The 11,184-nt window shown below is 74.8% G+C and carries 10 protein-coding genes; 4 read left to right on the top strand and 6 right to left on the bottom strand.

Annotated elements, in window-relative coordinates:
- Positions 1-52: 52 nt before the first annotated feature.
- Positions 53-2,338 carry a HelD family protein gene (locus UXQ13_RS14930; protein ID WP_225234028.1) on the top strand — a complete coding sequence of 762 codons (2,286 nt, stop codon included), beginning with the start codon at positions 53-55 and terminating at the stop codon, positions 2,336-2,338.
- A 21-nt stretch (positions 2,339-2,359) separates the two neighbouring features.
- Here UXQ13_RS14930 and UXQ13_RS14925 read toward each other — a convergent pair whose 3' ends face one another.
- The 4 genes from UXQ13_RS14925 to UXQ13_RS14910 all read right to left on the bottom strand — a co-directional run bounded on the left by UXQ13_RS14925 (position 2,360) and on the right by UXQ13_RS14910 (position 4,885).
- Positions 2,360-3,244: a tryptophan 2,3-dioxygenase gene (locus UXQ13_RS14925; protein WP_336392500.1), complete on the bottom strand. Its 885-nt coding sequence runs from the start codon at positions 3,242-3,244 to the stop codon at positions 2,360-2,362.
- A gap of 24 nt (positions 3,245-3,268) precedes the next feature.
- Positions 3,269-3,496, bottom strand: coding sequence for a DUF1272 domain-containing protein (locus UXQ13_RS14920; protein ID WP_225236055.1), 228 nt, complete (start codon positions 3,494-3,496; stop codon positions 3,269-3,271).
- A gap of 97 nt (positions 3,497-3,593) precedes the next feature.
- Positions 3,594-4,001, bottom strand: a complete 408-nt coding sequence (locus tag UXQ13_RS14915) for a VOC family protein (protein ID WP_225234030.1) — start codon at positions 3,999-4,001, stop codon at positions 3,594-3,596.
- A gap of 29 nt (positions 4,002-4,030) precedes the next feature.
- Positions 4,031-4,885, bottom strand: coding sequence for a helix-turn-helix transcriptional regulator (locus UXQ13_RS14910; protein WP_225234031.1), 855 nt, complete (start codon positions 4,883-4,885; stop codon positions 4,031-4,033).
- Between the two features lie 102 nt (positions 4,886-4,987).
- On the opposite strand from UXQ13_RS14910, the gene UXQ13_RS14905 reads away from it, so the two are divergent.
- The 3 genes from UXQ13_RS14905 to UXQ13_RS14895 all read left to right on the top strand — a co-directional run bounded on the left by UXQ13_RS14905 (position 4,988) and on the right by UXQ13_RS14895 (position 8,876).
- On the top strand, positions 4,988-5,680 hold the full coding sequence (locus tag UXQ13_RS14905; RefSeq protein ID WP_225234032.1) for an SDR family NAD(P)-dependent oxidoreductase: 693 nt from the start codon (positions 4,988-4,990) through the stop codon (positions 5,678-5,680).
- Between the two features lie 158 nt (positions 5,681-5,838).
- Complete coding sequence (locus UXQ13_RS14900) at positions 5,839-7,860, top strand: NAD(+) synthase (RefSeq protein ID WP_225234033.1); 2,022 nt, start codon at positions 5,839-5,841, stop codon at positions 7,858-7,860.
- A complete protein-coding gene (locus tag UXQ13_RS14895; RefSeq protein WP_225234034.1) occupies positions 7,857-8,876 on the top strand; it encodes an SRPBCC family protein in 1,020 nt (339 codons plus the stop codon). The genes UXQ13_RS14900 and UXQ13_RS14895 overlap by 4 nt, the downstream gene beginning before the upstream one ends.
- 12 nt (positions 8,877-8,888) lie before the next feature.
- Here UXQ13_RS14895 and UXQ13_RS14890 read toward each other — a convergent pair whose 3' ends face one another.
- Positions 8,889-10,343, bottom strand: coding sequence for a diguanylate cyclase domain-containing protein (locus tag UXQ13_RS14890; RefSeq protein WP_225234035.1), 1,455 nt, complete (start codon positions 10,341-10,343; stop codon positions 8,889-8,891).
- 123 nt (positions 10,344-10,466) lie between these two features.
- Positions 10,467-11,108: a TMEM165/GDT1 family protein gene (locus tag UXQ13_RS14885; protein ID WP_225234036.1), complete on the bottom strand. Its 642-nt coding sequence runs from the start codon at positions 11,106-11,108 to the stop codon at positions 10,467-10,469.
- Positions 11,109-11,184 lie beyond the last annotated feature (76 nt).

The following is an 11,184-nucleotide window of genomic DNA, read 5'->3' as shown; positions in this document are numbered from 1 at the left end:
GGCGGGACCCGACTACCTTCGACGGGCCCGCCCCACCGGAGGAGAACTGCACGTGCCGAGCACCGACCCCCGCCTCGCCGAGGAGCAGCAGCACGTCACCGGTCTCTACGCCCGGTTGGACGCCGCCCGCGAGCTGGCGGTGACCCGCCGGCAGCAGGCCATCTCCGCACCGCTGGTGGACAACCCGCAGGCCATGGGCGAGAAGGAGGCCGCGGTCCGCTTCCACGGCACCCGGATCGTGCAGCTGGACGCCGCCGAGGCCGGCCTGGTGCTCGGCCGGCTGGACCGCACGGAGGTCGAGCAGCCGCTGTACGTCGGGCGGACCGGGCTGCCCGCCGACGACGCCGGCGGCGACCCTGCGCTGGTGGACTGGCGGGCCCCGGCCAGCCGGCCGTTCTACACCGCGACCCCGTTCCGGCCCGAGGGCATCGCCCGCCGCCGGCACATCCGGACGGCGGGCCGGCGGGTCACCGGGGTCGACGACGAGGTGCTGGTGCTCGCCGAGGGCGAGGAGGCCGACGACCGCGGGCTGACCGGCGAGGCCGCGCTGCTGCGGGCGCTGACCGCCGAGCGGACCGGCCGGATGACCGACATCGTGCGGACCATCCAGGCCGAGCAGGACACGATCATCCGCTCGGACGCCCGCGGCATCCTCGTCGTCCAGGGCGGGCCGGGGACCGGCAAGACCGCCGTCGCGCTGCACCGCGCCGCGTTCCTGCTCTACACGCACCGCGACCGGCTGGCCCGCAGCGGGCTGCTCGTCGTCGGGCCGACCCCGACGTTCCTGCGCTACATCGCCGACGTGCTGCCCGCCCTCGGCGAGACCGGCGTGGTCATGGCCGGGCTGGGGCAGCTGCGGCCGGGCCTCTCGACGACGGTGGTGGACGCCCCCGAGGTCGCCGAGGTCAAGGGCCGGCTGGCGATGGCCGAGGTGGTCTCGGCCGCGGTCAAGGACCGGCAGGGCGTGCTGCGCGGCACCCGGGAGGTGGTCGTCGACCGGGAGCGGATCCGGCTGCGCGCCGGGGACGTCGCCCGGGTGCGCACCCAGGCGCGGCGGGCCTCCCGGCTGCACAACCTGGCGCGGCCGGCGTTCTACCGGGGGCTGGTGGACCTCATCGCCCAGCGGCTGGCCGACCGGCTGGGCTCCGACGTCCGCGGCGGGGAGAACCTGCTGGACGCCGAGGACCGGCGCGCGCTGCGCCGGGAGATCGCCGGGGAGCCCGCGGTGGCCGACCTGGTCGAGGAGCTGTGGCCGCTGCTCACGCCCGAGCACCTGCTGCGCGACCTGTTCTCCTCGCCCGAGCGGCTGGCCCGGGCGGCGCGCGGGCTCACCGACGCCGAGCGGGCGCTGCTGGTGCGCGACCGGGGGGCGCCGTGGACGGTGTCCGACGTCCCGCTGCTCGAGGAGGCCGACGAGCTGCTCGGCGTCGACGACTCCGCGGAGCGGGCCGCGGCCGCGCGCCGCCGGCAGGCCGGGGTGGACGAGGCGCAGCGGGTGCTGGACCTGCTGCACGGGTCGCGGTCGCACGACGCGGACGACGACGAGGAGTCCGAGGAGCTGATGGCCGGCGACCTGCTGGACGCCGCCGGGCTGGCCGCGCGCGAGGAGGAGGCCGACTACCGGTCCACCGCCGAGCGGGCCGCGGCCGACCGGACCTGGACGTTCGGGCACGTCGTGGTCGACGAGGCGCAGGAGCTGTCGGCGATGGCGTGGCGGGTGCTGGCCCGCAAGTGCCCGACGCTGTCGATGACGGTGGTCGGCGACCTGGCCCAGACCGGCACCCTGGGCGGGGCGCTGAGCTGGGCCGACGTGCTCACCCCGCACGCGCGGACGCAGTGGCGGCAGGCGGTGCTGACGGTCAACTACCGCACGCCGACCGAGATCATGGAGGTCGCCGCCGACGTGCTGGCCGCCTCGGGCTCGCAGCTGCAGGCGCCGACGTCGGTGCGCAGCAGCGGGGAGCACCCGCGGGCGGAGCGGGTGGCGGCCGGGGACCTGCTGGACCGGGTGGCCGAGGTGACCGCGGACCTGGCGGGCAAGGGCGGGACGACGGCGGTGATCGTGCCGCCGTCGCTGTTCGACGGCGCGGTCGCCGTCCTGCCGGGGGCGACCGCGGGCGCGGACGCCGACTCCTCGGCCGGCCCCGTGCTGCTGCGCCCGGCCGAGGCCAAGGGCCTGGAGTTCGACTCCGTGGTGCTGGTCGAGCCGGCCGCCGTGCTGGCCGAGGGCGTGCGCGGGGACTCCGACCTCTACGTCGCGCTGACCAGGGCCACCCAGCGGCTGGCCGTGCTGCACGCCCGGGAGCTGCCCGACAGCCTGCACCGGCTCACCGACTGACGGCCGGGCCGTCCCACCTGATCACACCGCGGCGGGTGGGGGCACCTGGGCGGAGGCGCCGATGCCGGTGCGGACCTCGTAGAGCTCGGGGAAGAAGGTCAGGTCCAGCGCCCGGCGCAGGAAGGCCGCCCCGGAGCTGCCGCCGGTGCCGGTGGTGAACCCGATCGTGCGCTGCACGGTGCGCAGGTGCCGGAACCGCCAGAACTGGAAGGCGTCCTCGATGTCGACGAGGTCCTCGCAGGTGGCGTAGTCGGGCCAGTGCGCCTCGGTGTCGTCGTAGATCGCCCGCAGGACCGGGACCAGGTCGGCGTGCATCGTCCAGGCCTGCCGGACGTCGCGGTGCAGCACCTCGTCGGGGACGGCGTGGCCCCGGCGGGCGAGGTGGGCCAGGAACGCGTCGTAGACGGTGGGGGAGTCCAGCAGCTCGGCGAGCACGGCCTGCCCCTCGGGGGCCGAGTCGAAGACCTTCAGCATCGCGGCGTTCTTGTTGCCGAGGATGAACTCGACGGCCCGGTACTGGTGGGACTGGAACCCCGAGGAGCTGCCGAGGGAGCCGCGGAACTCGGCGTACTCGCTGGGGGTGAGGGTGGCCAGCACCGACCACTGCTCGGCCAGCGTGCGGAAGATGTGCTTGACCCGGGCCAGGCCCTTGCGGGCGCGCGCGGGGTCGTCGGCGTCGAGGTGGTCGCGGACCGCGCGCAGCTCGTGGAGCACCAGCTTGAACCAGAGCTCGGTGGTCTGGTGCTGGATGATGAACAGCAGCTCGTCGTGGTGCTCGGGCCGGCTGACCGGGTGCTGGGACGAGAGCAGCCGGTCGAGGTCGAGGTAGGCCCCGTAGCTCATCGTCTGCCGGAGGTCGGTGCGGATGCCGGCCTCGAGGGGGCGCTCGCCCGCGTGCTCGCTCATGCCCGCATCGTGCCCCTCGGGTCCTCAGCGGCAGTCGGGCGCGTGCACCCGGGTCGTGCCGGCGGGTGCGGCGGCCAGCTTCTCCGGCGCGCGGGTGGGCCGGAGGGTGAGGTCGCCGCCGCAGTTGCGGCACCGCCCGTGCAGGACGTCGGTCGCGCACGCGGTGCACCAGGTGCACTCGAAGGAGCAGATCCAGGCGTCGGTCGACGACGGCGGCAGGTCGACGTCGCAGCACTCGCAGCCGGGTCGCATCTCGAGCACGCCGCTGTCTACCAGCCCGGCTTCACCGAGTGTGCAACCAGCGCGGTGCCACGGGTCCGTAGGCAGCAGTGGTTGCACACTCGACGCGTCAGGGCTGGGGGGTGAAGACGCAGAACTCGTTGCCCTCGGGGTCGGCGAGCACGTCCCACTCGATGGCCCCGGTGGTGGGGTCGGTGTCCGCGCCGTCGGCCGGGCGGTCGTTGCCGCGCACCAGCGTGGCCCCCTGCGCGAGCAGCTCCTCGACGGACCCGACGACGTCCCAGTGCACGCGGTTCTTCACCACCTTCTCCTCCGGCACCGGCACCACCCAGATCAGGGTGCCGTGTCCGGCGGGGTCGACGATCGGCACCGGCCAGTCCACCGGGCGGGTCCAGTCGTCGTCCGGGTCGGGCTGGGCCGCGTCCTTGCGGACGTACCCCATCGCCGAGCACCACCAGTCGGCCAGCGCCTGGTGGTCGCGGGCGTCGATGCACAGGTCCCTGAACGCAGCAGCCATGCCGGGCACCCAAGCACCCCGCCGGGGTCTCAGGCGACCGAGTTGACCCCGGAGACCCGCAGGAAGTCCAGCTTCTCGGCCGCCGGCGTCCCGGTCGCGGCGGTCATCGTCACGATCCGCAGCTCGGACCCGCTGACGGTGAACACGTCGCAGTCCACCTCGACCGCGCCGACCACCGGGTGGTCGATCGTCTTCTGCTCCGACAGGTGCTCCCCGACCGCACCGCTGCGCCACAGCTGCGCGAACTCCGGGCTGCCGCTCTGCAGCCGCTCGATCAGCGCCCGCAGCGACGGGTCGTGCGGGTGCCGGCCCTGGGTCCGCCGCAGGTCGGCCACCAGCGACGCGCGGAACCCCGCCCCGCCGTCGGGGTACCGGGCGCGGCCGACCTGCCCGACCGCCGCGTCGGCCAGGAAGGCCTGCGCGACCAGGTTGCGCTGCCACGCGGTGCGGCCGGCGGGCTCGCCGAACAGCGCAGCCCAGGTCGGGCTCCAGGTCAGCAGGTCCCACGCTGCGGTGAACACCGCGATCGGGTTGTCGCCCATCCGGGACACCAGCCGCTGCACCCCGGGCGGGATGTGCGTGCCCACCAGCGCCTCGCCGGGCGGCTGCAGGCCGGCCAGCCGGTACAGGTGGTCCTGCTCGTGGCGGTCCAGCTGCAGTGCCCGGCCGAGGGCGGCCACCACCTGCGCGGACGGCGTCCGGGCCCGGCCCTGCTCGAGCCGGACGACGTAGTCCACGCTCACCCCGGCGAGCGCCGCCAGCTCCTCGCGCCGCAGCCCGGCGGCACGGCGCACGCCGTAGGTCGGCGTCCCCACGTCGGCGGGGGAGCGTCGGTCGCGCCAGGACCGCAGCAGCGAGCCGAGTTCTCCGTGCGCGTCGGTCACGGGACCAGTGTCGCCCGGTCGGGGCCGCGCAGCCTGGTACCGGCACTCCACAGGCTGCGCCGGGCCACGCGCGGCCGCTGGGACCGACGCACAGTGGGAGCCATGACCACGACACTGATCACCGGCGGCAACAAGGGCCTGGGTCGCGAGACCGCCCGCCGCCTCCTCGCCGAGGGCCACACCGTGTGGATCGGCGCCCGCGACGAGACCCGCGGCCGGCAGGCCGCCGACGAGCTCGGCGCCCGCTTCGTCCAGCTCGACGTCACCGACGACGCCTCCGTCGCCGCCGCGGCGCAGACCGTCGGCGCCGCGGGCGGGCTGGACGTGCTCGTCAACAACGCCGGGATCGCCGGCCCGCACACGGACCCCGCCGAGCTCACCGGCGCCGACGCGCTCACCGTGCTCGACACCAACGTCGCCGGGATCGTCCGGACGACGTCGGCCTTCCTCCCGCTGCTGCGCGGCTCGGCGGCCCCGGCCATCGTCAACGTGACCAGCGGTCTGGGGTCGTTCCACGCCGTGCACGACGCGTCGCGGATCGAGTCCACGGTGGTCGCGCCGCTGTACACCGCGTCCAAGTCCGCGGTCACGATGCTGACCGTGCAGTACGCCAAGGCGCTGCCCGGCATCCGGGTCAACGCCGCCGACCCCGGCTACACGGCCACCGACCTGAACGCGAACAGCGGGCCGCAGACGGTCACCGAGGGCACCGACGCCGTCGTCGCGCTGGCGCTGCAGGGCGCCGACGGCCCGACCGGCACCTTCACCGACCGCGACGGCACCGCCCCCTTCTGACCCCAGCGTGGATCAGGGGGGTGCGCAGGATTGCGTCCTCCCGCACCAGATCTGGTGCAGGAGGACGGACCATCGTGCACCCCCCTGATCATCGCTACCCACCCGGGCGGGGGAGGGCCGCGGGACGGCGGGGGCCGGGAGGCGGGACACTGATCACCATGGGGTTCAGCTCGGTCTACCGGCACGGCTTCGCGCGCGTGGCGGCGTGCACGCAGCGCACGGCGCTGGCCGACCCGGCGGCGAACGCGGAGAACGTGCTGCGCCAGGCCCGGGCCTGCCACGAGGACGGCGTCGCCGTCGCGGTGTTCCCCGAGCTGACGCTGTCCGGCTACTCCATCGAGGACCTGCTGCTGCAGGACCCGCTGCTGGACGCCGTCGAGGCCGCGCTGGCGACGGTCGTCGAGGGCAGCCGCGACCTGCTGCCGGTGCTGGTCGTCGGCGCCCCGCTGCGGCACCTCAACCGGATCTACAACGCCGCGGTCGTCGTCCACCGCGGGCGGGTGCTGGGCGTCGCGCCGAAGTCCTACCTGCCGACCTACCGGGAGTTCTACGAGCGCCGCCAGCTCGCCCCCGGCGACGACCAGACCGGCGAGACCACGATCAACGGGGAGAAGGTCCCGTTCGGCCCCGACCTCCTCTTCGCCGCCACCGACGTGCCCGGCCTGGTGCTGCACGCCGAGGTCTGCGAGGACATGTGGGTGCCGATCCCGCCCAGCGCCGAGGCCGCGCTGGCCGGCGCCACCGTGCTGGTGAACCTGTCCGGCTCGCCGATCACCGTGGGTCGCGCCGAGGACCGTCGGCTGCTGGTGCGGAGTGCGTCGTCCCGCTGCCTGGCCGCCTACGTCTACGCCGCGGCCGGCGAGGGGGAGTCGACCACCGACCTGTCCTGGGACGGCCAGACGCTGGTCTACGAGAACGGCGTCCTGCTGGCCGAGACCGACCGCTTCCCCGACGGCGACCGGCGCGCGGTGGCCGACGTCGACCTGGACCTGCTCCGCCAGGAGCGCGCCCGGATGGGCACCTTCGACGACAACCGCCGGCACCACGCACCGCAGGTGCGGACGGTCGAGTTCACCCTCGACCCGCCGGACGCCGACCTGGGCCTGCGCCGGGAGCTGGAGCGGTTCCCGTTCGTCCCCAGCGACGACGCCCGGCTGGAGCAGGACTGCTACGAGGCCTACAACATCCAGGTCGCCGGCCTGGCCCAGCGGCTGTCCGCGATCGGCGACCCGAAGATCGTCATCGGCGTCTCCGGCGGGCTGGACTCCACCCACGCGCTGATCGTCGCCGCCCAGGTGATGGACAAGGCCGGGCGCCCGCGCAGCGACATCCTGGCCTTCACGCTGCCCGGCTTCGCCACCAGCGACCACACCAAGGGCAACGCCTGGGCGCTCATGCGCGCGCTGGGCGTGACCGCGGCGGAGCTGGACATCCAGCCCACCGCCCGGCTGATGCTCGACGAGATCGACCACCCGTTCGCCGACGGCGAGCCGGTCTACGACGTCACCTTCGAGAACGTGCAGGCCGGCCTGCGCACCGACTACCTGTTCCGGATCGCCAACCAGCGCGGCGGCATCGTGCTGGGCACCGGTGACCTGTCCGAGCTGGCGCTGGGCTGGTCCACCTACGGCGTCGGCGACCAGATGAGCCACTACAACGTCAACGGCGGCATCCCGAAGACCTTCATCCAGCACCTCATCCGCTGGGTGATCGGCACCCAGCAGTTCGACGCCGAGGTCGGCGCCACGCTGCAGTCGATCGTGGACACCGAGATCAGCCCCGAGCTGGTGCCGGGGGAGACCGCGCAGTCCACCGAGGCCAGCGTCGGCCCCTACGCGCTGCAGGACTTCACCCTCTTCCACGTGCTCCGGTACGGGTTCCGGCCCTCGAAGATCGCCTTCCTCGCCTGGCACGCCTGGCGGGACGCCGCTGCCGGCGACTGGCCGCACGGCCACCCGGAGACCAAGCGGGTCGCCTACGACCTGCCCGAGATCCGGCACTGGCTCGAGGTGTTCTGCCAGCGCTTCTTCGGGTTCAGCCAGTTCAAGCGGTCGGCGATGCCCAACGGGCCGAAGGTGAGCGCCGGCGGGTCGCTGTCCCCGCGCGGTGACTGGCGCGCCCCCTCGGACGGCTCCGCCGCCCTCTGGCTGGCCGAGCTGCGCGCGAACGTGCCGGGGTGAGCATCCGCCCGACCGCCGCCGAGCGCGCCGCGGTCCTGCCCGGGGACGACGTCGTCCCCGGCGCCGAGGTGGTCATGGACACCGCCTTCTCGCTGCCCGCGCCCCCGGCCGACGTCTGGCCCTGGTTCGTGCAGCTGGGCAAGCGGCGCGGCGGCTACTACCTGCCGCGCTGGTTCGAGGCGGTCACCCCGCCGTCCCGGCGCGGACGGCGGCACCTGGACCCCGCGCTGCTGGACCTGCGGGTCGGCGACACGATCCCCGACTGGGGCGGCCGGGAGGCCACCTTCACCGCGCACGAGATGAGCCCGCCGCACGCGCTCGTGCACATCTCGACCCGGGACCACGTCCGGCTCAGCTGGGCGATCGCGCTGCGCCCCGAGGGCACCGGCACCCGGGTCCAGCTCCGGCTGCGGCTGGGCGGCGTCCGGCACCGCACGCTGGCCCGGGTCCTGGGTGGTGCAGCCGACCGGCTCACCGTCGCCGGACTGGCCGTGGGCCTGCGGGAACGCCTGACCAGCGCAAGCGGCGCTGCCGGTGCGGAACGGGTCCGGCCTCGGGAGGATGGGCGCATGGCCACCGTCTCCCGGCACGTCGCCGCCCCGCCCACCGCCGTCTGGGACGTCCTCGCCGACGGCTGGAGCTACAGCAACTGGGTGGTCGGTGCCTCGCACATGCGCGCGGTCGAGGAGGCGTGGCCCGCGGCCGGCGCGAAGCTGCACCACAGCCAGGGCACCTGGCCGGTCACCCTCGACGACGAGGCCGTCGTCGAGGTCTCGAAGCCGGCCAGCCGCCTCGTGCTGCTGGCCAAGGGCCGGCCGTTCGGCGCCGCGCGGGTGGAGCTCGACCTGCGCAGCGAGGACGGCGGCACCCGGGTCACGATGACCGAGGCGCCGGTCAGCGGGCCCGGCAAGATCCTGGACAACCCGCTGGCCGACGCCGTGCTGGCCCGCCGGAACACCGAGGCGCTGTCGCGGCTGGCCGCGATGGCCGAGCGCCGCACCACCCCCGGCGACTAGCCCCTGGGGCGGTCAGCCCCGGCGGGACGGGCCCCGGCGGGCACGCTTGACCCGGTACATGGCCTCGTCCGCGGCGGTGAGCATGGTCTCCGGGGTGGAGTCCGGCCCGCTCAGCGCGGTACCCGTGCTGATCCCGACGGTGTGCTCGACCCCGGCGGCCCGGATGGGCTCGGCCATGGCCGCGGCCACCCGGGCGGCGATGGCGTCCGCGGCGCCGTCGGTGCCCATGCCCGCGCAGACCAGCACGAACTCGTCGCCGCCGATCCGGGCGACGGTGTCCCCGGGCCGGACCGCGTGCGACAACCGGCGGGCGGCCTGGGTGAGCACCTCGTCCCCGGCGGCGTGCCCGTGGCCGTCGTTGACCGCCTTGAAGCCGTCCAGGTCGCAGTAGAGGACGGCGACCTGCTCGCCGGACCGCCCGGCGGCGGCCAGCGCGTGCGCCAACCGGTCGACCAGCAGGCTCCGGTTCGGCAGACCGGTGAGCACGTCGTGCAGGGCAGCGGTGCGCAGTTGCTCCTCCAGGGCGCGCTGGGCGGTGATGTCGGCCATCGCGACGACGGCGCCCAGGACCTCTCCGCCGGGCCCGCGCACCTCGGTGCCGGAGCAGGAGACGGTGCGCGGCTCCGAGCCGGCCGGGTGGATGACCATCTCGGCGTCGGCGATCCGCCCCTCCGCGAACACCCGGGACAGGGGCGTCTGGTCCGCCGGCATCGGCGTGCAGCCGTCGGGCTGGTACAGCGCGCAGGCGTCCGGCAGCTCCGCGGGGGCGACCGAGGTGCCGACCTCGGAGCCGTACCAGCGCCGGCTGACCTCGTTGTACCGCGAGACCCGGTGGTCGGCACCGCCGACCACGATGCCCAGCGGCAGGGCCTCCAGCAGCGCCCGGTCGAAGGCCTGGGCGGCCACCAGCTCCTCGTGGGCGCGGGCCAGCTCGGTGCGGGCGGCCTCGCTGAAGCGGTTGGCCCGTCGGCGCTCCAGCAGGGCGACGACGACGTGGGCCAGGTCGGCCAGCCCGTCGAGCTGCTCCTGCCCCAACGTGCCGGGCTGCTCGTCGAACACGCACAGCGTCCCGATCGGGACGCCGTCGACGACCAGCGGCGCGCTGGCGTACATCCGCACCGAGGCCCACCGGCCGTCGACCCAGGGCAGGTCGGAGAAGCGGGCGTCCTCGGCGCAGTCGTGGACCATGACGACCCCACCGATCCGGCTCGCGCGGTGGCAGATCGACAGGTCGCGCGCGCTGTCCCCGCCGAGGAACCCGACGGTGGAGGGCTGGCACTGGCGCTCGGTGTCCAGCAGGTTCACCGTGGCCGTCGAGGTGCCGGTCATCAGGGCCGCCACCCGGGTCACCGCGTCGAGCTCGGCGTCGCCCGGGAAGTCGAGCAGGTCGACGTCGACCAGCACCTGGTGCTGGCGGGCGCGCAGCGCGCAGTCGTCCACGAGGGCCCATCCGTCGGTGAGCGTCACAGCTGTCGTCCGTCCTCGTCGCACCGCCCCTGGCCGCTCGGGCGGGGTCCTGTGCTGCAGAGGTCGACAACCCGGGCCCGGTCCCTGAGACAGGATCGGACGCATCACCCCCGGAGGGGTGGCTCAGCCGGCCAGCGCGCGGACCGTCTCCACCACGGCGATCACCGCGAAGACCAGGAACAGCCCGGCCGCGACCCGGCGGATCAGCGGGATCGGCAGCCGGTCGGCGAGCTTCCTGCCCAGGAAGACCGCGAGCCCGGAGACGACCAGCAGTGCCGCCCAGGAACCGATGAACACCGACACCGGGGCGTCGTAGCGGGCGGCGAGCCCGGCGGTGGCCAGCTGGGACAGGTCGCCCCACTCGGCGGCGAACAGCACGCCGAAGGAGATCGCGGCGGCCTTGAGGAAGGGCACCTGCTCGCGCTGCTCGGCGGCCTGGCCGCCGTCCTCGGGGCCCTCCTGGGCGCTGCGCCACAGCAGCACGGCCCCGACGACGAACAGCAGCGCCACGATCCCGCTCACCAGCGCCGCCGGCAGCAGCGACAGCAGCGAGCCGGCGGTGACCGCGATCGCCACCTGCACCGCGAACGCCGTCCCGACGCCGACGAACACCGGGAGCGGGGCGAACCGGGTGGCCAGGATCAGGGTGGCGAACAGGGTCTTGTCCGGCAGCTCGACCGGGAGGATCAGGATGAACGCGGCAGCGATGACCGACAGGACCACGAGGGGCTCTCTTCTGTGCTCGGCGCGGCCGGGCGAGGGCACGCAGCCTCCGACCGGCAGCGCCACGGATGGGCTGCTCCAGTCGAAGGTCTCGCCCATCCGGCACTCGCACCGGACC

The organism is Klenkia terrae, from assembly GCF_037083865.1.
In the GTDB taxonomy this organism is placed as follows: domain Bacteria; phylum Actinomycetota; class Actinomycetes; order Mycobacteriales; family Geodermatophilaceae; genus Klenkia; species Klenkia terrae.
The sequence above is the reverse complement of the archived record's forward strand: the minus strand, read 5'-3'. Positions and strand labels throughout refer to the sequence as shown.

Excerpts from the sequence above, each read along its gene's own strand:
- UXQ13_RS14925 (WP_336392500.1), bottom strand. The coding sequence starts at position 3,244 with ATGAGCGAGCACGCGGGCGAGCGCCCCCTCGAGGCCGGCATCCGCACC.
- UXQ13_RS14920 (WP_225236055.1), bottom strand. The coding sequence starts at position 3,496 with ATGCGACCCGGCTGCGAGTGCTGCGACGTCGACCTGCCGCCGTCGTCG.
- UXQ13_RS14915 (WP_225234030.1), bottom strand. The coding sequence starts at position 4,001 with ATGGCTGCTGCGTTCAGGGACCTGTGCATCGACGCCCGCGACCACCAG.
- UXQ13_RS14905 (WP_225234032.1), top strand. The coding sequence starts at position 4,988 with ATGACCACGACACTGATCACCGGCGGCAACAAGGGCCTGGGTCGCGAG.
- UXQ13_RS14900 (WP_225234033.1), top strand. The coding sequence starts at position 5,839 with ATGGGGTTCAGCTCGGTCTACCGGCACGGCTTCGCGCGCGTGGCGGCG.